A 25,119-nucleotide genomic window follows, 5' to 3' on the forward strand; every position below is an offset into this window, starting at 1 on the left:
CGATAAGCGACCCGCCTCAGTATAGTCAGGCCCCATTGCGGGGGCCGGGAGCGACAAGGGGCCTGTCTGCAGGGAAGGGTTGCGGCGCCAGTAAAGGGGCTGAGCGCCCTCATCCGTCTTGCCAACTAACCGGTATTACGCCTATAAAGACCCATCTTTCTTGCCGGGATAACAACAATGAAGACCCATTCCGATGAACTGACCCTGTTCGTGGCCGTGGTGGAGGCGGGCAGCTTTCGCCAGGCGGCGGAGAACCTGGGGATGGACAATTCCGTGGTGAGCCGCGGCATCAAGCGCCTCGAAGAGAAGCTCGCCACCGTCCTGCTCAATCGCACCACGAGGCGGGTCAGCCTGACGGAGGAGGGGAGCTGGTTCTATCAGCGGGCGGTGCGGATCCTGACCGAGATGAGCGAGGCGGAGGGGCATCTGCTGATGCGCCGGGAGCAGCCGGAAGGGGTGCTGCGGGTCGATGCCGCCACCCCCTTCATCCTGCACCGGCTGGTGCCCCTCATCGGCGAGTTCCGTCGCCGCTACCCCGGCATCGAGCTGCAACTGCACAGCTCCGAGGGTTTCATCAATCTGATGGAGCGGCGGGTGGACATGGCCATCCGCATCGGTGAGCTGACGGACTCCTCCCTGCGGGCCCTGCCGCTCGGTCGCTCCCGGCTGCGGTTGCTGGCGTCCCCGGCCTATCTGGCGGCGCGGGGCACGCCGCGCCAGCCGGCGGATCTGCTGGCTGGCCACGAGCTGCTCGGCTTTTTGCACCCCGATCACCTCAACCACTGGCCGCTGCTGAGCAGCGAACAAGGAGACAGATTCGCCATCACCCCGACGCTTAGGGCCAGCAGCGGCGAGACCTTGCGTCAGCTGGCGCTGGCGGATCAGGGGATCGTCTGTTTGTCGGACTTCATGACAGGGCCGGACAGGGCGAGCGGCGCCCTGGTGGAGGTGCTGGCTCGCAGCAACAGCGGCGCGTCCCGCCCCATCCATGCGGTGTTTTACTCCGATGCCCAGCGGGATATCCGGCTGCGGGTCTGGCTCGACTTCCTGAAGGAGCGACTCGGCGCCAATGAGCTGTGACGGGCCGGTTTTGACAGCGTATTTGCGCTGTTTTTATGGCTTTTAAAGCATAAACAAGAGGCCGACATCGCTGTCGGCCTCTTTTTCATCTTACGAAAGGACAGGTCGCCCTATCAATCCTCTTCCGCCCAGCGGCGGGAGCGCTCCACAGCCTTCTTCCAGCCGTTGTAGCGCTTGGCGCGATCGTCTCTGTCCATCTGTGGGATGAACTCACGGTCCACGCTGAACTTGTCTTCCAGCTCTTCCGAGCTCTTCCAGAAGCCGACCGCGAGGCCCGCGAGGAAGGCCGCGCCCATGGCGGTGGTCTCGATGCGGGTCGGACGCACCACTGGGGTGTGCATCATGTCGGCCTGGAACTGCATCAGGAAGTCGTTGGCGACGGCGCCGCCATCCACTTTCAGGGATGCCAGTTTGATGCCGGAGTCCTGCTGCATGGCATCCAGCACGTCACGGCTCTGGTAGGCGATGGATTCGAGCGCCGCGCGGATGATGTGGTTGCGGTTCGCACCCCGGGTCAGGCCGACCATGGTGCCGCGAGCGTAGGGATCCCAGTAGGGGGCGCCCAGGCCCACGAAGGCCGGTACCAGGTAGACGCCGTTGGTGTCACCCACCTTGGAGGCGAAGTAGTCGGTGTCGCGGGCATCGTGGATGATCTTGAGTTCATCACGCAGCCACTGGATGGTGGCGCCGCCCATGAACACGGCACCCTCGAGGGCATAATTCACTTCCCCTTTCGGGCCGATGGCGACAGTGGTCAGCAGGCCGTTGCTGGAGCGAACCGGCTCGGTGCCGGTGTTCATCAGCATGAAGCAGCCGGTGCCGTAGGTGTTCTTGGCCATGCCTTTCTCGAAGCAGAGCTGGCCGAACAGGGCGGACTGCTGGTCACCGGCGATGCCGGCGATGGGGATGCGGGAGCCGCCGCCACGGGTGGTGTAGCCATAGATCTCGGAAGAGGGTTTCACTTCCGGCAGCATGGACATGGGGATGCCGAGCTCGTCCAGCATGCGCTCATCCCACTTCAGATCGCGGATGTTGTAGAGCATGGTGCGCGACGCGTTGGTCGGATCGGTGACGTGCACCTCGCCGTTGGTCATCTTCCACACCAGCCAGGTGTCGATGGTGCCGAACAGCAGTTCGCCGTTCATCGCCTTCTCGCGGGCCCCTTCCACGTTGTCCAAGATCCACTTCACCTTGGTGCCGGAGAAGTAGGCATCCAGCACCAGGCCGGTGTTCTCGCGCACATACTCTTCCAGGCCACGGGCTTTGAGCTCTTCGCAGATGGCGGCGGTGCGGCGGCACTGCCAGACGATGGCATTGTAGATGGGCTTGCCGGTGGCCTTTTCCCACACCACTGTGGTTTCACGCTGGTTGGTGATGCCGATGGCGGCGATCTGCTCGCTGTGCAGGCCGCTCTTGGCCAGCACCTCGGTGAAGACGGAAGACTGGGTGGCCCAGATCTCCATGGGGTCGTGCTCGACCCAGCCCGCCTTCGGGTAGTGCTGGGTGAATTCGCGCTGGGAGGTCGCGACTATGTTGGCGTCCTGGTCAAACACGATGGCGCGGGACGAGGTGGTGCCTTGATCCAGGGCGACGACATATTTCTTTTCAGCAGACATGATGTTCTCCACGTTTTTATTTTCCACGTTGTTACACGCAGGGGAGGGCCGCTCTTACGCGGCGGCCTCTTCTTTATTGGACAGCTTGGCGGCCTCTTCGGCGGCGGCAACACGGTTGCCCGGCACGCAGGGAGCCAGCACTTTCACATAGAGGGCGGTACCAATCTGGGCGCCGACGATGGGGCCGAGGATGGGAACCCAGAAGTAGGGGTTGTCACGACCACCGGTCAGGGCCACGTCACCCCAGCCGGCGAAGAAGGCGAACAGCTTGGGACCAAAGTCACGGGCCGGGTTCATGGCAAAGCCGGTCAGGGGGCCGAGGGAGGCGCCGATCACCGCGATCAGGATACCGATCAGCAGGGCGGCGGCGAAGCCCTTGGGGGCACCGTTGTTGTTGTCACCGAGCGCCATGATGCCGAGCATCAGCACGGCGGTGATCACCAGTTCCACCGCAAAGGCCTGCATGTTGGAGAGCAGGGCATTGGGATAGGTGGAGAAGATGCCGGCGGTGCCGAGGCTTTCGACGCTGCCACGCACCACGTTGTGGGTCAGTTCCCACTGGGTGAAAAGGTTATCATACAGGAAGTAGACCAGGGCGGCGGAGGCGAAGGCACCCGCTATCTGGGCGATGATGAAGGGCACCACCTTGCGCTTGTCAAAACCGGCGAAGGTCATCAGTGCCAGGGTCACGGCCGGGTTCAGGTGGGCACCTGAAATGCCGCCGGTGACATAGATGGCGATGGCAACGCCCAGCCCCCAGGTAATGGAGATTTCCCATTGCCCGAAGTTGGCGCCAGCCAGCACCATGGCGGCCACACAACCGACGCCGAAGAAGATCAGCAGGCCGGTTCCGATAAACTCGGCGATGCACTCGCCAAGCAGGGTATTGGGTCTTTGTATGCTCATACCTTTTATTCCTTATATCCACCCAGAGTAGGTTTGATGTTCCGTTTCGTTATCTTTTCGTCCTAGTTATTGCGCCCGAAAACGTTTCTTCTTGTTGTTTGAGTTGACGCAAACGTTATGCTCGTTTGCGCTCGTTCTTGGACGAGTGAGAAAATAACTCTTCTGCGCCGATTCACCATCCCCTCGCCATCGGAAATGTGGGCAAGATCCCACTCATTGCTAATAAAATGTGACTAATAACCGCTAACTTCGATTGGATTACCACTTAGTGGGTACTGCGAAACCTTGTTTCATAAGGCCTTTTGGTTAATGAGCAAACACTCATTCGATGGTTTATTTTGTAATAAAACTGCAATAATTGAGTCTTCATCACAGATTAAATGTTCACAAGTGAGCACAATTGGCTCGCTTGCGAATGAGGTCTTCCTTGGTCGCAGCTGTACTCGGGGCACTCTCAACGGCCCATAACAACAATAAGGAAGCAGAACATGCTTAGTCTCTTCAGGCCTGCACCCCATATCGAGCGGTTGCCGGCCGACAAGGTCGATCCCTTCTACAAACGCATGCGCTGGCAGGTGTTCTTCGGGATCTTCTTCGGTTATGCCGGTTATTACCTGGTGCGCAAGAACTTCAGCCTGGCCATGCCCTATCTCATCGAGCAAGGCTTCTCCCGCGGTGATCTGGGTCTGGCCCTGTCCGGGGTCTCCATCGCCTATGGTCTGTCGAAATTCCTGATGGGGAACGTGTCGGACCGCTCCAATGCCCGTTACTTCCTCTCCGCCGGCCTGCTGCTCTCGGCCGGCATCATGTTCATGATGGGGACGGTGCACTGGGCCACCTCCAGCATCGCCATCATGTTCGTGCTGCTGTTCCTGAACGGCTGGGTGCAAGGGATGGGCTGGCCTCCCTGCGGCCGCACCATGGTGCACTGGTGGTCACAGAAAGAGCGGGGCGAGATCGTCTCGGTCTGGAACGTGGCCCACAACGTGGGCGGCGGCATGATAGGCCCGCTGTTCATCCTCGGCATGGGCTGGTTCAACGACTGGCGCAGCGCCTTCTATGTACCGGCGGCGGCCGCGGCAGCCATCGCGGTGATCGCCTTCTTCGTGATGCGCGACACCCCGCAGTCGGTCGGTCTGCCTCCCATCGAGGAGTACAAGAACGACTACCCGCAGGACTACAACGAGAGCCACGAGCAGGAGTTCTCCGCCAAGGAGATCTTCATGAAGTACGTGCTGCACAACAAGCTGCTGTGGTACATCGCCATCGCCAACGCCTTCGTTTACCTCATCCGCTACGGTGTGCTGGACTGGGCACCGACCTACTTGAAAGAGGCGAAAGACTTCAGCGTGGATCACTCCTCCTGGGCCTATTTCCTCTATGAGTGGGCGGGCATCCCGGGCACCCTGCTGTGCGGCTGGATCTCCGACAAGATGTTCAAGGGCCGCCGCGCACCGGCCGGCATCCTGTTCATGGTGCTGGTCACCATCGCCGTGCTGGTCTACTGGCTGAACCCGGCGGGCAACCCGAGCGTGGACATGATGGCCCTGGTCGCCATCGGCTTCCTCATCTATGGCCCCGTCATGCTGATCGGCCTCTACGCTCTGGAGCTGGCACCGAAGAAGGCCGCCGGTACCGCCGCAGGCTTCACCGGGCTGTTCGGTTATCTGGGGGGCGCCGTGGCCGCCAACGCCATGCTGGGCTATACCGTCGACCACTTCGGCTGGGATGGTGGCTTCATGGTGCTGGTGGTCTCCTGCGTGCTCTCCATCGTGCTGCTGGCCATGACCCTCAAGCACGAGAACCAGTCTCTGGCACACAAGGCTAGCGTCAACAAGGCATAAAACGTGATCCTGCCCTTATCGATCCGAAAAGGGATAGGGTACACTGCCAAAGGCCCCGCACTGCCGGGGCCTTTTTTCGTCTCATCTGCGGAGTGCAAGCGTGAAGCAAACCCAACGACATCTGGAGATCCTGGACGTCCTGACCCGGCAGGGCTTCGTCTCGACCGACGATCTGGTGACCCATTTTGACGTCAGCCCCCAGACCATTCGTCGGGATTTGAACGATCTGGCGGAGCAGAACAAGATCCGGCGTCATCACGGCGGAGCCTCCCTGCATTCGAGCACGGTCAACACCGCCTACAGCGCCCGTAAAGTGATGCAGCTCAAGGAGAAGGAGCGTATCGCCCGCGAGGTGGCCGCCAATATCCCGGACGGCTCGTCGCTGTTCATCGACATCGGCACCACCACGGAAGCCATCGCCCGCGCCCTGCTCGATCATCGCGAACTGCGCATCGTCACCAACAACCTGAACGTCGCCAGCATTCTCACCGCCAAGGATGACTTCACCGTCATCATCGCAGGGGGCGAGATCCGCAACCGGGACGGCGGTATCGTGGGGGAGGCGACCCGGGACTTCATCGGCCAGTTCCGCATGGATTACGGCGTCATCGGCATCTCCGGCATCGACAACGACGGCTCACTGCTCGATTTCGACTATCACGAGGTGAAGATCGCCCAGGCCATCATCGCCCACTCCCGTCAGGTGTTCCTGGCCGCGGATCACACCAAGTTTGGCCGCAACGCCATGGTCAACCTCGGCAACCTCAGCCAGATCCATGCCCTGTTCACCGACGAAGAGCCGCCGGAGCGGCTGATGCGGCTGATGACCCAGCACCAGATCCCCTGCCACATCTGCTGAACCTTCTGCACCCGCATTAGCACAGGCCGCCTCCGGGCGGCCGCTTTGACTCTGCGCTTCGCCCAATCCCCCGCACATTTCCCTGCGCCTGCCGCGCACGCTTGTGCACGGCACCTTCACGGCCACTCTCGCGGCTTCGTCTGCGCGTCGTTATCCGGGTTGCGACCGAGTGACCAGACGGTCACCGACTGGCAGCATTTTTAGCATTGTCAGAACAATCCCGATCACATTTCCTCCATGAAATGTTCGTTTATCATTTTTTAATGTTCTAATATGAGCGAAATCAAACATTGCCACCGTGGCAAACCCAAAATAAGAAAGTAGGTGAACATGAGCGAACATTATGATCTGGTCGTCGTCGGCGGCGGCATCAACGGGGTCGGCATTGCGGCAGATGCGGCGGGGCGCGGGCTGAAGGTGGCGCTGTTCGAGGCGCAGGATCTCGCCTCGGCTACCTCTTCCAACTCCAGCAAGCTGATCCACGGTGGCCTGCGTTACCTCGAGCATTACGAGTTCCGGCTGGTGAAAGAGGCCCTGGCGGAGCGGGAGGTGCTGCTTGGCATGGCCCCCCACATCGCCCGTCCCATGCGCTTTCGCCTGCCTCATCGCCCACACCTGCGACCGGCCTGGATGATCCGCGCCGGCCTCTTCCTCTATGACAACCTGGCCAAGCGGGATCGCCTAAAAGGCAGCTGCGGGGTGCGTTTCCTGCCGCAAGATGGCCTGAAACAGGGGATCAACAAGGGGTTCGAGTATTCGGATGCCTGGGTGGATGATGCCCGCCTGGTGGTGCTCAACGCCATGCTGGCCCGGGACAAGGGGGCCGAGGTGCAGACCCGCACCCGCTGCGTCAAGGCGGTGCGCGGCTCCAAACATTGGACCCTGACCCTGGAGCGGGAAGGGGGCGAGCAGTTCAACGTCAGTTGCCGCGCCCTGGTCAATGCGGCCGGCCCCTGGGTCAAGACCTTCTATGACGAGAGCCTGCACGAGAAATCCCCCCGTGGCATTCGCCTCATCAAGGGCAGTCACATCATAGTGCCGCGCATCCACGAGCGCGAAGAGGCCTATATCCTGCAAAACGAGGACAACCGCATCGTCTTCGTCATTCCCTATCAGCAGGACTTTTCCCTGATCGGCACCACGGACGTGGAGCATAAAGGGGAGCCGCGAGACGCCAAGATCAGCAGCGCCGAGGTGGAGTATCTGTGCAAGGTGGTCAATGGCCACTTCAACCACCAGATAGCGCCATCCGATGTGATCTGGACCTACGCCGGGGTACGTCCGCTGTGCGATGACGAGTCGGACTCCCCCCAGGCGGTGACCCGCGACTACACCCTGGAGCTCAGTGGCGAGTCCGATGGCGCCCCGCTGCTCTCCGTGTTTGGTGGCAAGCTCACCACCTATCGCAAGCTGGCCCAGGCCGCCTGCAACAAACTCAAACCCTGGTTCGGCCAGATGGAGGAAGACTGGACCGCCACCACCCGGTTGCCGGGCGGCGAGTTCGACTGCACCACGAGCGAACTGGCCCGCGCCTATCAGCTTGAGTTCGACTGGCTGGATGAGCGCAGCGCCCATCGTATCGCCGAGGCGTATGGCAGCCAGGCCCGCCTCTGGTTGCACGAGGAGCGCGGCCAGCACTTTGGCGCCGGTCTGTATGAATCCGAGGTGCGCTACCTCATCAACCGGGAGTGGGCCCATAGCCTGGAAGACATCCTGTGGCGCCGCAGCAAGCTGGGGCTGCGCCTCTCCGAGCCCGAGCAGCAACAGCTGCAAGCCTGGCTCGGCGAACATCATCACGCCTTGCCCAAGGCGAGCTGACATGATGGCGGGCGGCCCTGGCCGCCCGCCGCATTTCTGCAACAAACCTCTGCTATAACAATCACCTACATCCAATAAACAATAACAAAGAGCACTAGCCATGAAAAAATCCTCCCTCTCCCTGGTCGCCCTTGGCCTCGGGGCCGCACTCAGCTTGCCTGTACTCGCCGTCGACGAAGGCAAGGTGGTCATCGCCCACCGCGGCGCCTCCGGTTACCTGCCCGAACACACCCTGGAATCCAAGGCGCTCGCCTATGGCATGGGGGCCGACTATCTGGAGCAGGATCTGGTGATGACCAAGGATGACCAGCTGGTGGTGATGCACGATCACTTCCTGGATGGCATCACCGACGTGGCCGAGCGCTTCCCGGGCCGTGCCCGCGCCGATGGTCGCTACTATGTGGTGGATTTCACCCTGGCTGAGGTGCGCTCACTGCGCATGACCGAGCCGTTCCAGCTGGTGGATGGCAAGCAGGTGCCCGTCTACCCGGCGCGCTTCCCCCTTTGGCAGTCCAGTTTCAAGATCCACACCTTCCAGGAAGAGATCGAGATGATCCAGGGGCTCAACAAAAGCACCGGCAACAACATCGGCATCTACCCGGAGATCAAGGCTCCCTGGCTGTTCCGTCACGAGGGCAAGGACATCTCCAAGGCGGTGCTGAAGGTCTTGAAGCAGTACGGCTACACCAGCAAGGAGAGCAAGATCTACCTGCAGAGCTTCGATGCGGATGAGCTCAAGCGCATCGACGGCGAGCTGATGCCGGCCCTCGGCATGGACTTGAAGCTGGTACAGCTGATGGCCGAGACCGACTGGAACGAGACCATGGTCTACGACGCCAAGGGCAAGGCGACCCCCTATGACTACGACTGGATGTTCAAACCGGGGGCCATGAAGACCATCGCCACCTACGCCGATGGCATCGGTCCCTGGAAGCCGATGATCGTCACCGAGCCGGGCACTCCGGGCAAGCCGGTCATCACCGGCATGGTGAAGGAGGCCCACGCTGCCGGTCTGAAGGTGCATCCCTATACCTTCCGTCAGGATGAAGGTCAGATCCCGGCCTATGCCAAGGACTTCACCGACCTGCTCAACATCTTCCTCTATCAGGCGGATGTGGACGGGGTGTTCAGCGACTTCCCGGACAAGGCGGTCGCCGTCATCAAGGCGCACGGCAAGGTATAACAACGGGAAGAGAGCATGGAAACACAAGCGGGGCAGGTGCCCCGCTTTTTTATGCCCGATAATGGCAAAGGGGAGTCATCTGCCTGTGGCCTAGGCTCTTTTCGTGTAAACGTATGTTTACGATATTTTGTGTTTTGGTGGCTAGAGATGCCCGATTTTATGGCTGCTTAGATTCGCGGGGTGGTCGTTTATTCACCTGTTGAGCCGTTTCACCGCTGGTTTCACTTGATTGTTTGTTTTTCCTTGGTAAGGTGGGGGCGGTTGCGTAACAAAGTGCTGACTCGTGTAAACATAAAAATACACTCGCACTTTTGGCTTGATACAGTAGAGAGAATGAGAAAATGCAAAGAGATCCCCTGAACAACATCCATATCCAGTCCGAACAAGTGATGATCACGCCTGCCCAGCTCAAGGAGAAACTGCCCATCTCCGATCGCGCGCTGGCCTTCGTGCAAGGGGCCCGCAACACCATCGCCGACATCATCCATCGTCGCGATCACCGTCTGCTGGTGATCTGTGGACCCTGCTCCATCCACGACATGGACGCCGCCAAAGAGTACGCAACCAGACTCAAAGCGCTGCATGATGCCTATCAGGATTCTCTCTACATTGTCATGCGGGTCTACTTTGAGAAGCCACGCACCACGGTCGGCTGGAAAGGTTTTATCAACGATCCCAACCTCGACGGTACCTTCGATGTGGAGCTCGGGCTGCACCGCGCCCGCGAGCTGCTCTGCTGGCTCGCCGAGCTGGAGTTGCCACTCGCCACCGAGGCGCTGGATCCCATCAGCCCCCAATACCTGGCGGAGCTCTTCTCCTGGTCGGCCATCGGTGCCCGCACCACGGAATCCCAGACTCACAGGGAGATGGCGTCCGGCCTCTCCATGCCGGTCGGCTTCAAGAACGGTACCGACGGTAACTTGGGCACCGCCATCAACGCGCTGCAGGCGGCTTCCAGCCCCCACGCCTTCATGGGCATCAACCAGCAGGGACAGGTCGCCTTGCTGCAGACCCAGGGCAATCCGGATGGCCATGTGATCCTGCGCGGCGGCAAGCACCCGAACTACGATTCGGTCAATGTGTCGCTGGCAGAAGAGGCGCTGGAGAAGGCGGGTCTGCTGCCGGGCCTGGTGGTGGATTGCAGCCACGGCAACTCCAGCAAGGATCACCGCCTGCAACCCAAGGTGGCGGACAACGTCATCCACCAGATCCAGGAGGGCAACCGCTCCATCATCGGGGTGATGCTCGAATCCAACCTGCTGGAGGGCAACCAGTCCAGCGAGCAGCCCAAGGCGCAGATGCGCTACGGCGTCTCCATCACCGATGCCTGCATCGACTGGGACACCACCGCCGACTTGCTGGCCCGTTGCCATCGCCAGCTGGCCGCGCCCCTCAAGGGCAGAACCGCATCTTAAGCCGTGGTATCTTGTCATCACTGACTTGGGAGGAGAGCACCACGGCCAGCGGTCGTGGCGCTCTCATGACATCTGTTGCGATCGATTGGATCACAGGGCGCGGCCAGCGGCGGCGCCAACAAGGACTGGATATGGCCGAAGAGTTGAATGCCCTCAGGGACAAGATAGACGCGGTGGACAAGCAGCTGATCGATCTGCTGGCCGCCCGTCTGGCCCTGGTGGGGGAAGTGGGTGAGGTGAAGAGCCGTCATGGCCTGCCCATCTATGCGCCGGACAGGGAGGCGAGCATGCTGGCCCGCCGCCGCGCCGAGGCCGAGACCCTGGGGGTGCCCGGGGATCTTATCGAGGATGTGTTGCGCCGGGTGATGCGCGAATCCTATATTCTCGAATCCGCCAGTGACAAGGAGCATCACTTCAAGTGCATGAATCCGACCCTCGGCAAGGTGGTGATCATCGGCGGACAGGGCCAGCTCGGTCGCCTGTTCGGCCAGCTGTTCAGCCTGTCGGGTTACCGGATCGAGAGCCTGGAGCAGGCCGACTGGCCGCGCGCCGACGCGATACTGAGCGGCGCCGGCATGGTGATGGTGGCGGTGCCCATCGACGTGACCTGCGACATCATCGACCGGCTCGGCCACTTGCCCGCCGACTGCCTGCTGGTGGATGTGACCAGCGTCAAGACGGAGCCCCTTGCCCATATGATGGCGGTGCACAAGGGCCCTGTATTGGGGCTGCACCCCATGTTCGGGCCCGACGTGGCGAGCCTCGCCAAGCAGGTGATCGTCTGCTGTCAGGGGCGGGAACCCGCCGCCAGCCAGTGGCTGCTGGATCAGATGACCATCTGGGGGGCCCGTTTGCAGCAGGTGGAGGCCAAGGCTCACGACGAGGCCATGACCTTCATCCAGGCGCTGCGCCACTTCGCCACCTTCGCCTATGGTCTGCACCTCTCCCGGGAGCAGGCCAATCTGGACAGGCTGCTGAACCTGAGCTCCCCCATCTACCGGCTGGAGCTCGCCATGGTGGGACGGCTGTTTGCCCAGGATCCCCACCTCTACGCCGACATCATCCTGTCGTCACCGCAGAACCTCGCCATGATCCGCCGCTACTACCAGAACTTCGGCGAGGCGCTGGGGCTGCTGGAACGGGGGGATCGGGCGGGCTTCATCGATGCCTTCTCCGAGGTCTCCGGTTACTTTGGCGAGAAGGCGGACGACTTCCTGCGCGAAAGCCGCATGCTGCTGGCCCAGGCCAACGATCGTCGCCACCACGGCTGACACCCGGTTTTTACCCAGACAAAAGGGGCCATCAGGTCCCTTTTTCGTTTCACTCGCGCTGCCTTTCTTGAATCACGCAGATAAATGATGAGGTAAAACTGCAATCAGGCAGCATGACATGGGGCCGCAATAGCCCCCATTCAGCCTGCCGTGCTCACAGCAGCTGACTCATGGCGTGGCGGGCAGCCGCAGATCCGCGCCATCCCAGCCCAGGGGCAGGGTCAGCAGTTGATCGATGAGCTCCCGGCGATCGGATTTCTCCAGATAGGCGAGGTAGAGTGGGCGGCTCAGGGCCTGGGCCCCGTCCACCAGGTGCAGTTTGCCCTGCTCCAGGAAGGGGCTCACCATCCGCCGTGGCAGATAGGCGGCGCCACCGTTGGCCAGCACGAACTGCAACGCCATGTTGGCGGAGCTCGAGTGCAGCACCGGCGTCTTCTGCAGGCTCTGCAACCGGCTCGGCTGGGCCTCGAAGCTGGTACCCCAATCCAGATGAATATGGGGCATCTGCATCAGGCTGTCGGCGTTGGCGCTGCCATCCCGGCTCACCAGTTCGAACACCAGTTCACCGATGGGGTGCAGGGCAATCTCGTCGATCTTGGTCGGCTCGGAGAGCAGGGCCAGGTCGAGGGAGCGCTCCAGCAGCTGGCGGCACAGGTGCTCGCGCGATGCGGTTTCGAGGCGTACCGCGAGACCGGGAGCCAGGGCATAGACGTGATTGAGCCAGTCGTTGAAATCGAGTTCCCAGAATACCGCAGGGGCACCGATGGCGAGTTGTTGGCTGAACCCGGGGGAGAGGGCCACGTCCTGCTTGGCGCGGCCCAGGGTGTGCAAGATGGCATCGGCGTAGGGCAACAGCCGCTCGCCGGAGGCGGTCAGGCGGATGTTGTTGCGATGCCGGGCAAACAGACTGACCCCGAGCTGCTGCTCGAGCTGGCGGATCCGAAAGCTCACCGCCGACTGGGTCAGGTAGAGATTCTCAGCAGCCCGGCCGAAGTGCCGGGTCTTGCTCACCTCGATAAAGGTCCGAAGCAGTTCGGTATCCATTAATCGAGGGACTCGTCACTGCCACCACCGCCACTGCTCTCGAAGCTGCCACCGGCATCTTCGTTGGCACCACCGGCCACGGTGCACAGGCGGTGCACCCGCTTGGGGCCGATGACCTTCAGATACTTGAACCACACCTTGGCGTGGGGGTTGCTGCCGGCGGCGCCGGATTTCACCTGCTCGATAAAGGCGGTTTCGACATCATCACGGGGGGCCAGATTGCCCTGATAGAGCGCCAGCATGACGGTACCGTATTTTTCCAGACTGTCCGCTTCGGCGACGGTAAATTCACCGCTGCGACGCAGGCCACGGGGGAAATGTTTGAAGTCATTGAAACGCTTATCTGATTCGAAGCTCATAGTCTCTTGTTCTGGTTAGTTTGACCTTTGCGGGCAAGTATCATCAGGCCGTCGCAGAGTGCAAAATCAATTTTTTTACTATGTTAATAAATATCTTTCATCGAAAGGCCTTTGTCTCATCCCGCACCGGGATTTTGCGCTGCCGGACACAAAAAAGCCTGAAAAATAGTGGAGTTATGTCAGTTTCTGTAAAGGAAACGTCACTGTTTGACAGACAAAAGCCAAAAAATAAAGCGCCAAATGGCGCTTTATTTGAGTCTGGGTGAAGCCGCTGAACCTGAGCTTCAATACTCACTCGATCATGGCTGGCTGGGCCAGGTTGTCGGCACGCCACAGGCGGTAGCGTACTTCATACTCCTGCGGCACATAGATGACGAAGGGCAGCTTGGAGTTGTAGTTCACGAAGAAGCCCTGACCGTAGATCTGGATGAAGGTCTCCTTCTTCTGGCCATCCGGGCAGGCCATCAGGGTGCTGACGGGGCCGGAGACCTGGCCAAGTGCCAGGTAGTTGTAGCCCCAGCCCTTGACGCTGTGCTGTTCCAGGTTGCCGGCGAAACGCGGCAGGTTGCAGTCCACCAGCATCTTCTTGCCGACCTGCAGCTCGACCATCATGTCCGCTTCATTCTCGACTTCCGGCAGACGGATCACGACACGTTCCTGGTTCACTTCGGCGGCGGGGAACATGCTGATATCGAATTTTTTAGGCTCGGCGGCGAAGGCATGGCCGCCCAATAACAAGGCGCCCAGCAGGCTAAAACGCAATACGGTTTTCATCTGTACCTCATGGGGTTGGTTCAACGCCGCTAGACTAACCGCTCTGCCGGTTTCATTCCAGCGCCCCGGGGGGCAAAACCTGCATGAACCGGCACGCAATGACGTAATTTGATGCTTTTTTGACGAGGCGCCTCACAAATATACGCCTTCTATATATGGGAAGGGACCGGATCCTGGGGATCCGGTCCCTTTCATTGGTCAGCGAACCAGCAGCACCTGCTTGGCCCAGGCGCTGGGGGCGCGCAGTCCGACAGAACCGCTGGTGATGTCGAGGTAGGCCACCGTCTTGCCCGCGGGGAAGGGCGTGGAGGACCAGAGATAGACATAGCCGTCGTTCACCTCTTTGCCGTCACCGGCCATGGCCCGCGGGAAGATGGTCTCGTTCAATGCCGGTTTGTAGCAGGCCGATTCCAGCAGGCTGGTGAGCTCCTTGATGGTGGGCAGACGCCAGTCGGTGTGACCGCCAAAGCCATAGAGGGTGTGATTGGATTCGGTGCGGATCCGCTCGGCCGTCAGCAGGGCCTGTTGCCAGTAGAGGCGGGTCGGCTCGCCGCTGCAGCTGTTGCCCTGCCAACTTTGTCCCAGTTGGCAGCGCATCCAGGTGAGGCCGGAGGCTCTGTCCGTCACCGTGCCGTTGCCGTGATCGAGGAAGCGGGACGTCGGACTGGTTCTGGGCAGGCTGTCGTCACAGATGGCGATGGCCAGGGCCAGCGGGCTGCAGAGACTGAGCAGCAGAGTCAGGAGAAACTTGTTCATCGGGTTACCTCGGCCACCAGGCGCAGTTGCAGGGCATTGACTTCATCGGGATTCTGGACCGCATAGGGATAATCGGCGCCCGGATCCTCCCCTAGGAACTGGGGACCCAGGACCGCGATGGGCACACTCTCAAGGCGTCTGGACGGGGTCAGGGTCTGGCTCCAGTAGATGCCATCGTAGTCCCCGTTGGAGGGACCAACATCCGGGAAGTAGCGCACATCCATGCTGACCACCTGGCCATCTTGCTGAGTGAGGGAGCCGAAATGCTGCAGGCTCATCAACTCCTGATTGTGGGGCAGGCGCCACGTCTGGATGCCGCACAACTTCTGGCTGTTGAGCCATTGACGGTACTCCTCGGTGGAGCAGATGGCATCGCCATCGGGGCAGGCGTAGTCCCGCTCATCCTGGCTTGGGTGATAGTTGCCAAATTCCCAGGCGAAGACCCGGTGCAGATCCCGCGGGCTGTCCGGATCATCCAGCTTCTTCTCCCAGACGAGGCCGGTGTTGAGATCTTCCACGCAATCCCACTGGGTGGCACTGTCTGGCAGCGGCTGTCCCTGGCTGTCGAGCTTGCGATAACGCAAGGGGGACTGCTTTAGGCTGGCATCCTGACCTGGGTGATCCGCAGGCTCGCTGGTCAGCAGGTAGTCCACCCCGTCCGTGTAGGTGGTGACGCCGCTGGCGGTGACCAGGGCCCTGGGTTGTTGCTGTCTCAGCACGTCGGCGAGACGGGATTGCAAGCTCAACAGTTCGGGGCTTTGCGCAAAATGTTGGCCAAGTTCGGGCAGCAGGGTCATCAGACCCTGCCAGATCTGGCGGCGACGTTCATTGGCCGCCACGCCCGGCAGGGTAGTGGCATCGTCGAGGGCGGCCAGCGCCAGTTCGGCGAGGGCCTGGTTGAACGCCTCAAGCTGGCCGAGGGCGGCCAGATCCTGGCCCGGCTGCAGGGGGGCCAGATCCGCCAGCAGGGCGGTCAGCGCCTGGGCGGGGGGAATGCCGTCACCGATGCGCACCTGCAGCAAGGTACTGAGCGGGGTCGGGGTGAGGGTTTGACCATCCAGACGTGCCGCCGGGTGGGTCAGGGTCAGGGCCGCGGCATCCGTCGGGATGAACAGCAGCGGGCTGGTCAGCAGGGCGGGAGAGGTGCCGTTCAGCTGGCGGGCACCGGCAGTGCCGCTGACCTCGGGTTCACCGGCATCGCAGCTCTCGTTCTGGTTGAGGTTGACACAAAGGGTGCCCGCCTGGGGCAGGTTGACCGTCAGGTGATAGTCCGGCGCCGCCAGGGGGGCCTCATCCGTGCCACCACCGCCGCAGGCGGTGAGCAGGGGCGCCAGCAAGCAGGCCAGCGGGGTCATTCTCATCTTCATCTTTGTTCCTTGGAGGGGCACCGGCCCCTCGCGCTTGATTAAGGGTTGATCGGGTCTTTAGCCGCGACGGCTCCATCGACGCCAGAACGCCAGCGGCAGCAGCCAGAGCAGATTGAAGGCACCGCCTCCGCTGCTGTCGGGGACGTTGAAGTGAAGGATGCCGTCATCCGGCTGGGGGATGGGCTCGCCGCACTGGGCACCGATGCGCTGGCTGATGCTCCAGCTGTTGAGACGACCCTGTTTGCCGGGGGCGTTGTCGACGATCTCCAGGGTCCATTGGCCCGCCAGTGGCTCGCCATTGAACAGGCTCAGGGACTGGAGGGATTGCAGATCGGTCGGGAAGGTCCCCTTGAGTCGTGGCAGCGGGCTGTGGCCCTTGTCCCAGATCTGCACCCGGGTGCCGGAGGGGGAGTTGAGCCAGATCTCCAGCTCGTCTAGGGCCTCGTGCTGCAAGTCAATATTCAGCAGCAGCTCGCCACTCACGCGGGCATCGCTTCTGGCCATCACCAGGCTGGCCTGACTCAGTCCCTTCTCGTCGGTGCTCTGGGCATCCTTGAGGGTCTGGGCCTGGCCGCTCGCCCGGGCGATGACAGGGGTACCGATGGGCAGGCTCAGGGACTGCTGCCATTGACGCTCGCTCGGACTGGCGCCGGTGAGGCCCAAGGTCAGGGGCAGCTCGGCCACATCGCCACAGGCGAGGGGGCTCTGGGCTTGCAGACGCAGGGTGGTGTTCATGCTGGCCCCCGCCGCCAGGGTGCTGGTCTGCCACTGATAAGGATCGGCCTGCAAGCCGCTCGGCAGGGCCAGGGCCAGGCTGTGCAGGGTCACCGGGCTGTTGCCCGGGTTGCTCAAGGTGAGCACCACGGACTGGGGTTGACCCAGTTCGATGGCACTGCCATCGGCCAGGGCCAGGTTGACGGGGGCCTGCAACAGACCGTGCTGGCGGAACGCCTGCTCCAGATGACGGCCGTAGTGACGGGCCGGATAGAGCCGCTCGGCGGTTTCCACCGTGAGGCGGGCTAGCTGCGGCATCTTGATGGCCGGGCCCAGGCCGAAGTGGGACTCGATGATCAGACGATCGAATTCATCGCGCGCCGCTTCGCCGTGTTCGGCGACCGAGGCCAGCAGGGCCTGGAACAAGGGGGTGCCCCAGAGTTGATCGCCGTTGCTGCCGTTGACGGTTCTGTGGGCCGGGTAGGTGTAGTCCGGGTGGTAGCGGGCGCGCATGTCGTCCAGCTGGCGCGGGGCACGATCGGTGAAACGGGCATCCCAGTTGAATACCAGGGCCGGTTCGAAGTTGCGGCCCGCTTCGCTGCGCTGACGATGGCTGGCGGCCAGATAGTCGCTGAAGCCCTCGCCGATGGCGCCCCAATCCGCCTCGTCCCCCATGTCCGGCACTATGTGGTGCTGCACCGCATGACCGAACTCGTGCCAGACCACCATGGGATCCTCGGCATCGGGCACCCCGCTGCGACCCAGCTCCAGCCTGCGCTCGAAGGGGTCATAGAGGGAGTTGTCCTGATAGCCGGAATCGGTATCGATATCGATGGCACCCGGGATGAGATCCGCAAAGCCGAGCGCCTTGATGTGGCGCTGGGCGAGATCCAGGTGGTAGTAGGCATTGATGTCGGCAAAGCCGATATCATCCCGGGTCAGGCGAAATGCCTGCGGATTGTCGGCGCTGTAGGGTGCCGTGTTGGGCTCCATGGCATCCACCACCCGGGCGTTGGGGCCGCTCAGTACATAGTCGCTGCCGCGCAGGGTGACCGGCAGGGCGACCCTGTCCTGATAGGCGGCATCCGCAAGTACCAGGGATTCGTGCCAGACCAGGCTGGCATCTTGCAACTGGGTGCGGGGGTCCGGATCGAACACCCGCGCCTCTACGCTGACGTCGCCGGCATCGGCAGGGTCCGTCGGCGTGGTGGTGGCGGCATCGAGCCAGCGACCGAGCTCCTGGCTGCCATCACAGCTGGCAAACAGCTGCTGGTAGGCCGCCTTGGCGTTGCCATCCCGATGTTCGCGGATGCGCAGACGCAGGGCCGGCGTCAGGGTCTCCCCGTCGCGCCAGTACCAGGCCTCCACCGGGCCGAGAGAGTCAATCTCGGCTCCCGCATCCCGCAGGCTGGTGAGCAGGGGATCCAGGTCCGTGCTGGGATCGCAGCCGGCCTGGGTGCTCTGGAGCGGGCGCAGGTTGTGATAGAGGCGCCAGGGTTTGCCGGCGGCGTCGAGACTGACGGCGGCCTGGGTGGTGGCCACCGGCAGGCCGTTGACCTGCTGGCGGAAACTGTAGTGATGGCCGAGCAGGCTGGCCCTGTCATAGTCGGGGGTCAGGGTCACGCCGAGGCGCTGTTCGAGCCAGGCTTGGGGCGTGGTGGAGAGCGGCGCCTCATCGACATAGATGAGCTCGGCCGCGACGAGGGGCTGGGCGAGCAGGGTGGCCGCCAGCCAGAGGGCCAGGGAAGAGGGCTTCATAAATGACTCCAAAACAGGAAGATTGAGTGCTGGCATCAGTGTTTGACTCCGGCCAGGTCGAGCAGGAAGGCATACTCCTGGGCGGCCCGCTGGGTGGCGGTGTTGGGGTTGGCCAGGTGCCCCCCCTCGAGCTCGGTGTTGAGCAGATAGGGACCCGTCCCCGTGCTGTGGACACGCAGGCGGGCCAGCCACTTGAGGGGGTCCCAGTAGGGGACCTGACTGTCATGCAGGCCTGCCGTCACATAAAGTGGCGGGTAGTGAGCCTCATGCAGATTGTCATAGGGGCTTAATCGGCGTATGGCAGCATAATCGTCGGTATTTGCCGGGTTGCCCCATTCCGCATACTCCTGCCGGGTGAGGGGAAGCTCGGGGTCGGTCATGGTGCCCAGCATGTCGACGAAGGGCACCTGCAGCACGGCCCCAGCGAAACGGGTCGGCGCCTGGTTCAAGGCTGCCGCCACCAGCAGACCGCCTGCACTGCCACCCATGGCGAACAGCCGGGCCGGATCGATGGCGGGATCCCGGGAGAGGCTCTCGGCCACCGCCAGGAAGTCATCCACGCTGTGCTGCTTTTGCTGGCCACGGCCTTCCCGATACCAGGGGTCGCCGAGCAGGCCGCCACCGCGCACATGGGCGATGGCGTAGACGAAGCCGCGATCCAGCAGGCTCAATACCCTGGGCTGGTAGTAGGGGCGCATGGGGGTGCCGTAAGCGCCATAGCCGTAGAGCAGCAGCGCCTTGGGGGTGGTGATGTCCTTGCGCCACACCAGGGAGACGGGCACCTTGACGCCGTCCTTGCCCACTATCCAGCGTCGCTCGCTCTGATAGGGGGAGGCGACCGCCCGGGTGTCATCGTCCTGCCACTGACCCGAGTCCAGACTCAGCCAGCGCTGGTGCGGCGCCTCGGCCATGCCCTGACGACGAATGAGAATCCCTGTGTCGGCCGGATCCTGACTGCCCTGGATCCAGGCCGTGCCGGCGCCCTCGGTCAGGGGGACGCTGTGACGCAGCTTGCCGTCGGCATCCAGCACGTCGAGCCAGTCGTCCCCTTCCTTGCGATATTGCAGCACGGTGTGGTGCTCAAACAGGCGCCACTTCTCGAGGCTGTGGCCCTTGCCGGACCAGAGCGGGCGCCAGGGTTGACTCCCTGCCTCGGTCAGGCTGCCGGCCTGATAGAGACCGAGATCCCCATCCCGATTGCTCTTGATGAGCACCCGGCTGCCCTGGGTATCCAGGTAGTACTCGAGCCCGCGCTGGCGTTCCTTGATGAGGGTCGCCTTGCCGTCATCCAGCAGGTATTGCTCCGAGCTGTTGTGGTTGTTGCTCTGCAGGATCAGGTGACGCCGATCCGTGGTGCGGTAGAGGCCGATAAGCCAGGCGGGATCGGCTTCCTCGTACACCAGGGTCTCCTTGCCGTTCTGCCAGGCTTGCAGTTGCCAGGGGCGCAGGGTGCTGCGCTCGTTGGCCACCGTGTAGAGGGTCTTGCCGTCCAGGCTCCAGAGCAGATCGCTGGCGCGATGGGGCAGAGTTGCCAGGGTTTTGCCGCTCGCAAGGTCCAGCAGGGTGATGCGGTAATCCCGATCGCCACGGCTGTCCTCGGCCAGCGCCAGCCAATGGCCGTTCGGGTGCAGCGCCCAGGCGGCAAGCTCGTAGTAGCCTTCTGCCGGTTGGCGCGGCGCCAGCCGCTGGCGTGGCTCCGCCTGCTCGTCCGTGCGCTGCCACAGGCTGCCATCGGCGCCCATGCGCCACTGGCTGCCGGCCTGGCTCAACCACGCCACGGGCATGGGTTCGCCCCTGGCCTGGCGCTGCCACTCCCCTTGCAGGGTCTTGACCAGGGGTTGCAGGTCGGCGAGCCGTTGCTCGGTCCAGCGGTTCTGCTCGCGCAGCAGGGTCAACAGCTCGGGTGAACTGCGACTGTCATCGCGCCAGCCGCCGTAGGGGTCGACCCGGGCGATGCTGCCTTTCATCAGCGCGGGACGCTCCGGGATGAGCGGCGCCTCTTCCTCGGCCAGGGCCGGGATGGCCAGCAGGCTGGCCAGTATCAACAGGCGACGCATCAGAGCCCCACGAAGGTGTAGCGCAGGCTGGCGCTCAGGGAGCGGCCTGTCTGGGTGAACAGATCGGCGTCGGTACCGGCTTCCAGCCCGGCCACATCCTGATAGCGGGTGTAGCGGGTGTCGAACAGGTTATCGAGCTTGAGGTTGACCTTGAGGGCATCGGTAACCTGCCAGTCGGCGGTCATCGCCATGCTGAACCAGCCGGCGCTCTTCAAGCAGTCACCCTGGCTGCTGGTCAGGCTGTTGCTGCAAGTGGGCACCCGGTTCATGGCGGCGGCGTAGTCCGCCTGCAGGCCGAGGCTCCAGGCATTGGCCTGATAGGTGAGGCGGGTGTTGCCTTCCAGCGGTGTGAGGGTACGCAGGGCCTCGCCCTGACTGTCTTCCCCGTCAACCCAGCCGAGCTTGGTGGCGAGTTCCCACTCCGGGGTCAGCCAGTAGCTGGCGGCCACTTCGGCGCCCCAGGTCTCGGCCTTGGCCACGTTGCGATACTGACGCAGGTAGACGCCGTCGCGCAGGCGCATGCCCACTTCCCGCCAGTCGATGAAGTTGTAGTAACGGTTGTAGAAGAGGGACGGTTTGATGCTCCAGTTCTCCCCCTCGCCGCTGACCCCCCATTCGAAGCTGTGGCTGGTCTCTTCCTCCAGCTCGGTATTGGCGATGATCTCGAACGGTGGCAGGGCAAAGTAGTGGGGGATGTTGCCGTATACCTTGTCATAGGAGGGGGCACGGAAGCCGTTGGCGTAGCTCAGCCAGCTGCGCCACTCCTCGTTGAAGCGATAGCTGGTGGCCAGGCTCGGGGAGAGGTGCCAGCTGTGGTTTTCGCCATTGCTGCCATCGAGGGGCTTGAGCCACTGGTGATCCATGCGCAGGGTAGGGGTGAACTGCCACTGGCCGAGGGAGGCCACGTCACTCAGCCAGACCCCGGCCCGGTCGGTGCGGGCACGGCTGAAGGGGGCGGATTGCTGGGGCTGGGGCACGCCGGCCTCCAGGCTCAGTTTTTCGACCGGCCGCTCGTGGGTGGTGCGCTCCAGCTCCAGGCCGTAACTCAGCTTGTGGGCGATATCGCCGGTGACGAGATCCCGGCGCACATCCAGCTCGGTGCCGACCCTGTCTTCGGTGAAGGTGGCGAGTTCCCGCTCGCTGCGATAGCGGGGATAGCCGCTCAGCAGATCGTTTTGCAGCAGGCTGCGCTTGTTGGCAGTGTTCTTGGAGTGGTTGCCGTAGGCACTCCAGGTAAAGCTGTCGGCCAGCAGGGTGCCCAGGTCGCTGGCCTCCCAGCCGAGCTTGCCCCCCTGGGTTTTCTGGCTGGCATTTTCCCGGTACTGGCGCACCTGCCACTTGCCGTCTGGCTGGGGGACTTCGAGAGGCCCCTGATCCCGCTCGGCATTGTCCTCGAAATAGTCGAGCTCGAGGCGCAGCAGGTGATGGTCGCTTAGCTGGAAGCGGGAGCTGGTGGAGGCACTGAGCCCGTCCAGATCCGCCGGAATGCGGCTCTCGTCATAGTTGGCGGTTTCGTGCCCCTGCCAGCCGGAGACCCGCAGCAGGTGCTCGGTATCCATGATTCTGGCGGCGCCGGTGGCGCTGAGCTTCTGCTTGTCTGAGCTGCCGTCTTGCAGCACCTTGCTGCTGAGGTAGGCATCCTGACCCTGCAGGTAGTCTTCCGGCTGCTTGGTGCTGATGACGATGGTACCGCCGATGGCGTCCGAGCCATGCAGGGATGACCCAGCCCCCTTGGCGACTTCGATCTGCTTGACGTCATCGAGGTCGAAGCTGAAGCGGCCCACCTTGTCGTTGAGATCGTCGGCGCCGAAGCCGTCGCTGACCCGAACCCCGTCCTTGATGATCAGCACCCGGTTGCCGCCCATGCCGCGGATGATGATGTTCTGGGGCCGGCCTGCGGAGCCGGTGACCGAGACACCGGGTTCGTTCTTGAACACGTCGGTGAGTTCGGTCGCCACCTGACGATCCAGGTCTTCCTCGGTGATGACGGTGATGGCACCGGACACGTCGGATAACTTCTGCTCTATTCGCTGGCCCTTGACCACGATGGTCTCGCGCGCCTTGAGTTCCGGATTCATGTCGGTTGAGTCGATCCTCGCCGGATCGCTGGCAGCCAAAGCTGTACCGGACAGCAGCATGGGCCAGTAGTGCAGTAGTGTTTTCATTGTTGATAATGATTGTTATTTAAGCCTGAAGGGCGCGGATTATTGCAGATGAATCTTTTTAGTTCAACGATTGATAATCATTATCATTTTGTTTTTATGATCTTGATCGGATTGGACTTTTTCTGACTGATAACTCATTAGCAGTTGATGAGGTATTCCGGATGGAAATCGAAAAGCAGCGCAAACGTCTGCGAGACAGCAGGGGAAAGGTGGGCCCGGGAGGCCATAAAAAAAGCCCGCCATGAAGGCGGGCCTGGTGACACTTATCGCGCCGATCAGGGGGAGCGATAGAAGCGATTGAGCTCGTTCATCACCTGGATCATGGCCCCCATATCCGGCGTACCGTGTTTGATGGGTTTGTAGCTCGCGCGATCCAGCAACTCGAAATCCCCCTGCTTGTTGAAGTGGGTGATGGTGTTGTCCTGGTAGATGGCGAAGTCATTCTGATCCCCCGCCAGCAGCCAGTTGCGCGGACTGATATCGAACAGGCTGCGGCCAATGCTGTAGTCTCGCGGCGGGTTGCGCACGCCCAGCATGCCCTTCATCAGGGTCGGCACCAGATCCAGGTGGCTGCTGGCCTGCTCCTGAGGCTTCTCCTCGGCCCCTGGCCAGGCGAGTACGAAGGGCACCTGCACCTGATAGGGGGAGTAGTTGCTGCCATAACCCCAGCTGTTGCTCTGGGTTTCGTTGAATTCCTGACCGTGATTGGAAGTGATGACGACGATGGTCTTCTCGCTCAGGCCCTGCTGCTGCAACTGATCCAGCATCTGCTCGAGCAGCTGATCCGTATAGAAGACGGTGTTCTTGTAGCGATTCTCCAGCTTCTGCAGATTCTCGGACCGATAGGCCGTCGCCGGGTTGAAGCGGGTCAGCTCAGGCTGGAAGGGGCCCTTCACATCGGCGGGCACCTGATAATCCCCCGGGCTCGACAGATAGACCAGGGAGAACCAGGGGCGATCGGTCGAGCGCTTGCCGAGCCACTGCTGCCAGTCGCCGATCAGGCGGGTATCGTCGGTCTGTTCGGAGACAAACACCTGCTTGCGCAGGCCGGCCAGCAGGCTCTGGCGGTACTTCTGGGCATCTTCCAGCGAGCCGAACAGGCCAAACTGGTAGTCCTGGCGCAGCATCTCGTCGAACAGCACCGGAGGGCGCTTGTCGGCACTGATGTCGTCGTAATAGTGGCCGGGCAACCCGTAGAAGAGCCCGAACATCCCCATGACATCGTCATTGCCGCCACTCATGTGCTGGCGGAAATTGAGATGATTGTCTGCGTAGCGCTGCAGATTGGGCATGTTGATGTTGTTGAGCATGTCCGCCCGCAGGGAATCCACCACCACGACCAGCAGGTTCATGTGCTCAACCGGGGCGCTCACGTTGAGGGGGCGCAGGGGATAGATCAGCCTGTGTTCGGCACTGCCCTGGCTCTCGGCCTTCTTCTCGTATTGCTCCAGATCCAGCCAGCCGTGCTTGGCCAGGAAGCTGCGCGCCGTCATGGGGTAGGAGAGGGGGAAGTTGGCCCGCTGCATGGTGATGGGCTGATAGAGGGTCGCATCGGCCCAGCTGTTGACCAGATGGGTCAGGATGAAGCAGACCAGCAGGGCCAGCCCGACCTGATTGCCGTACTGGCGGCGCTTGCGCTTGTTGATCTTGCGCCATACATAGGCTGACAGCAGCAGCTCAAGCAGGAAGATGGTGGGCACCGCCACGAAGATGATGCTCCAGATTGAGCCCTCCTCGGTCTGGGCCTGATCCAGCAGCAATTGCCACACCTGACCGTTCAGGTGGAACTTGAACAGCTGGAACACCTGGGTGTCGATGAGCAGCAGCACCAGCGCCAGGGTGGCGATGATGGCCGAGGTGAAACGCAGCACCCGCTCCTTGGGCAGCACGAAGCTCAAGGGGAAGATGGTCAACAGATAGGTGACGAAGCTCAGGAACGAGAAATGCCCTATCCAGCTGATGATGAGATAGGTGACACCGAGCGTGGTCGATGGCCAGCTGATGGAGCCCAGATAACGGGTGGCGATCAGCATGGCCAGGATGATGTTGAAGAAGGAGAACCAATGCCCCCAGGTGATCAGGCGAGAGACATTATCACGATAGGGGTTGCCGGTTTCGACCATAGTGATCCAT

At 62.1% G+C, this 25,119-nt stretch carries 18 protein-coding genes; 7 read left to right on the forward strand and 11 right to left on the reverse strand.

Translation table 11 applies throughout. The features are described 5' to 3' along the window. Positions 1 to 177: 177 nt before the first annotated feature. Positions 178 to 1,080, forward strand: a complete 903-nt coding sequence (locus ACW5W7_RS13550) for a LysR family transcriptional regulator (protein ID WP_349921702.1) — start codon at positions 178 to 180, stop codon at positions 1,078 to 1,080. 113 nt (positions 1,081 to 1,193) lie between these two features. Here the strand turns inward: ACW5W7_RS13550 and glpK are convergent, their stop codons facing one another. Beyond that, on the reverse strand, positions 1,194 to 2,696 hold the full coding sequence (glpK, locus tag ACW5W7_RS13555; RefSeq protein WP_456502056.1) for a glycerol kinase GlpK: 1,503 nt from the start codon (positions 2,694 to 2,696) through the stop codon (positions 1,194 to 1,196). 54 nt (positions 2,697 to 2,750) lie between these two features. After that, entirely contained in the window at positions 2,751 to 3,602 is an 852-nt protein-coding gene (locus ACW5W7_RS13560; protein ID WP_349921705.1) for an MIP/aquaporin family protein, read from the reverse strand. Between the two features lie 488 nt (positions 3,603 to 4,090). On the opposite strand from ACW5W7_RS13560, the gene glpT reads away from it, so the two are divergent. The 6 genes from glpT to tyrA all read left to right on the forward strand — a co-directional run bounded on the left by glpT (position 4,091) and on the right by tyrA (position 11,992). After that, a complete protein-coding gene (gene glpT / locus ACW5W7_RS13565; RefSeq protein ID WP_434667037.1) occupies positions 4,091 to 5,446 on the forward strand; it encodes a glycerol-3-phosphate transporter in 1,356 nt (451 codons plus the stop codon). 100 nt (positions 5,447 to 5,546) lie between these two features. Continuing rightward, entirely contained in the window at positions 5,547 to 6,305 is a 759-nt protein-coding gene (locus tag ACW5W7_RS13570) for a DeoR/GlpR family transcriptional regulator (protein WP_349921707.1), read from the forward strand. A 330-nt stretch (positions 6,306 to 6,635) separates the two neighbouring features. After that, on the forward strand, positions 6,636 to 8,123 hold the full coding sequence (gene glpD / locus ACW5W7_RS13575; RefSeq protein ID WP_456502057.1) for a glycerol-3-phosphate dehydrogenase: 1,488 nt from the start codon (positions 6,636 to 6,638) through the stop codon (positions 8,121 to 8,123). A gap of 100 nt (positions 8,124 to 8,223) precedes the next feature. Then, on the forward strand, positions 8,224 to 9,306 hold the full coding sequence (gene glpQ / locus ACW5W7_RS13580; RefSeq protein WP_456502058.1) for a glycerophosphodiester phosphodiesterase: 1,083 nt from the start codon (positions 8,224 to 8,226) through the stop codon (positions 9,304 to 9,306). Positions 9,307 to 9,647: 341 nt separating this feature from the next. Then, the gene (locus tag ACW5W7_RS13585; protein ID WP_349921710.1) at positions 9,648 to 10,721 is read left to right on the forward strand and encodes a 3-deoxy-7-phosphoheptulonate synthase; all 1,074 of its coding nucleotides are present in this window, start codon (positions 9,648 to 9,650) and stop codon (positions 10,719 to 10,721) included. Positions 10,722 to 10,852: 131 nt separating this feature from the next. Next, a complete protein-coding gene (gene tyrA / locus ACW5W7_RS13590; RefSeq protein ID WP_456502059.1) occupies positions 10,853 to 11,992 on the forward strand; it encodes a bifunctional chorismate mutase/prephenate dehydrogenase in 1,140 nt (379 codons plus the stop codon). 168 nt (positions 11,993 to 12,160) lie between these two features. Here the strand turns inward: tyrA and hdfR are convergent, their stop codons facing one another. From hdfR to ACW5W7_RS13635, 9 genes are all read right to left on the reverse strand, one after another. Further along, on the reverse strand, positions 12,161 to 13,036 hold the full coding sequence (gene hdfR, locus ACW5W7_RS13595; protein ID WP_349921712.1) for an HTH-type transcriptional regulator HdfR: 876 nt from the start codon (positions 13,034 to 13,036) through the stop codon (positions 12,161 to 12,163). Next, entirely contained in the window at positions 13,036 to 13,395 is a 360-nt protein-coding gene (maoP, locus tag ACW5W7_RS13600) for a DUF413 domain-containing protein (protein ID WP_349921713.1), read from the reverse strand. The genes hdfR and maoP overlap by 1 nt, the downstream gene beginning before the upstream one ends. A 291-nt stretch (positions 13,396 to 13,686) precedes the next feature. Further along, a complete protein-coding gene (gene eco, locus ACW5W7_RS13605) occupies positions 13,687 to 14,169 on the reverse strand; it encodes a serine protease inhibitor ecotin (RefSeq protein ID WP_434667054.1) in 483 nt (160 codons plus the stop codon). A 198-nt stretch (positions 14,170 to 14,367) separates the two neighbouring features. Then, positions 14,368 to 14,925, reverse strand: coding sequence for an Lcl C-terminal domain-containing protein (locus ACW5W7_RS13610; RefSeq protein WP_456502060.1), 558 nt, complete (start codon positions 14,923 to 14,925; stop codon positions 14,368 to 14,370). Next, positions 14,922 to 16,280: an Lcl domain-containing protein gene (locus ACW5W7_RS13615; protein ID WP_456502070.1), complete on the reverse strand. Its 1,359-nt coding sequence runs from the start codon at positions 16,278 to 16,280 to the stop codon at positions 14,922 to 14,924. Before ACW5W7_RS13615 ends, ACW5W7_RS13610 begins: the two co-directional genes overlap by 4 nt. A 69-nt stretch (positions 16,281 to 16,349) precedes the next feature. Further along, positions 16,350 to 18,764, reverse strand: coding sequence for a proprotein convertase P-domain-containing protein (locus ACW5W7_RS13620; RefSeq protein WP_456502061.1), 2,415 nt, complete (start codon positions 18,762 to 18,764; stop codon positions 16,350 to 16,352). A gap of 35 nt (positions 18,765 to 18,799) precedes the next feature. Next, positions 18,800 to 20,821 (reverse strand): prolyl oligopeptidase family serine peptidase, encoded by a 2,022-nt coding sequence (locus ACW5W7_RS13625; RefSeq protein WP_456502062.1) that lies wholly within the window; start codon positions 20,819 to 20,821, stop codon positions 18,800 to 18,802. Continuing rightward, on the reverse strand, positions 20,821 to 22,986 hold the full coding sequence (locus ACW5W7_RS13630; RefSeq protein WP_349921718.1) for a TonB-dependent hemoglobin/transferrin/lactoferrin family receptor: 2,166 nt from the start codon (positions 22,984 to 22,986) through the stop codon (positions 20,821 to 20,823). The genes ACW5W7_RS13625 and ACW5W7_RS13630 overlap by 1 nt, the downstream gene beginning before the upstream one ends. A gap of 275 nt (positions 22,987 to 23,261) precedes the next feature. Beyond that, the gene (locus ACW5W7_RS13635; RefSeq protein WP_349921719.1) at positions 23,262 to 25,109 is read right to left on the reverse strand and encodes a DUF3413 domain-containing protein; all 1,848 of its coding nucleotides are present in this window, start codon (positions 25,107 to 25,109) and stop codon (positions 23,262 to 23,264) included. Positions 25,110 to 25,119 lie beyond the last annotated feature (10 nt).

The organism is Aeromonas intestinalis (assembly GCF_054052485.1).

Bases quoted from the DNA above. Each gene is read 5' to 3' on its own strand.
- ACW5W7_RS13550 (WP_349921702.1), top strand. From the start codon at position 178: ATGAAGACCCATTCCGATGAACTGACCCTGTTCGTGGCCGTGGTGGAG.
- glpK (WP_456502056.1), bottom strand. From the start codon at position 2,696: ATGTCTGCTGAAAAGAAATATGTCGTCGCCCTGGATCAAGGCACCACC.
- ACW5W7_RS13560 (WP_349921705.1), bottom strand. From the start codon at position 3,602: ATGAGCATACAAAGACCCAATACCCTGCTTGGCGAGTGCATCGCCGAG.
- glpT (WP_434667037.1), top strand. From the start codon at position 4,091: ATGCTTAGTCTCTTCAGGCCTGCACCCCATATCGAGCGGTTGCCGGCC.
- glpD (WP_456502057.1), top strand. From the start codon at position 6,636: ATGAGCGAACATTATGATCTGGTCGTCGTCGGCGGCGGCATCAACGGG.
- glpQ (WP_456502058.1), top strand. From the start codon at position 8,224: ATGAAAAAATCCTCCCTCTCCCTGGTCGCCCTTGGCCTCGGGGCCGCA.
- ACW5W7_RS13585 (WP_349921710.1), top strand. From the start codon at position 9,648: ATGCAAAGAGATCCCCTGAACAACATCCATATCCAGTCCGAACAAGTG.
- tyrA (WP_456502059.1), top strand. From the start codon at position 10,853: ATGGCCGAAGAGTTGAATGCCCTCAGGGACAAGATAGACGCGGTGGAC.
- hdfR (WP_349921712.1), bottom strand. From the start codon at position 13,036: ATGGATACCGAACTGCTTCGGACCTTTATCGAGGTGAGCAAGACCCGG.
- maoP (WP_349921713.1), bottom strand. From the start codon at position 13,395: ATGAGCTTCGAATCAGATAAGCGTTTCAATGACTTCAAACATTTCCCC.
- eco (WP_434667054.1), bottom strand. From the start codon at position 14,169: ATGAAAACCGTATTGCGTTTTAGCCTGCTGGGCGCCTTGTTATTGGGC.
- ACW5W7_RS13610 (WP_456502060.1), bottom strand. From the start codon at position 14,925: ATGAACAAGTTTCTCCTGACTCTGCTGCTCAGTCTCTGCAGCCCGCTG.
- ACW5W7_RS13615 (WP_456502070.1), bottom strand. From the start codon at position 16,280: ATGACCCCGCTGGCCTGCTTGCTGGCGCCCCTGCTCACCGCCTGCGGC.
- ACW5W7_RS13620 (WP_456502061.1), bottom strand. From the start codon at position 18,764: ATGAAGCCCTCTTCCCTGGCCCTCTGGCTGGCGGCCACCCTGCTCGCC.
- ACW5W7_RS13625 (WP_456502062.1), bottom strand. From the start codon at position 20,821: ATGCGTCGCCTGTTGATACTGGCCAGCCTGCTGGCCATCCCGGCCCTG.
- ACW5W7_RS13630 (WP_349921718.1), bottom strand. From the start codon at position 22,986: ATGAAAACACTACTGCACTACTGGCCCATGCTGCTGTCCGGTACAGCT.
- ACW5W7_RS13635 (WP_349921719.1), bottom strand. From the start codon at position 25,109: ATGGTCGAAACCGGCAACCCCTATCGTGATAATGTCTCTCGCCTGATC.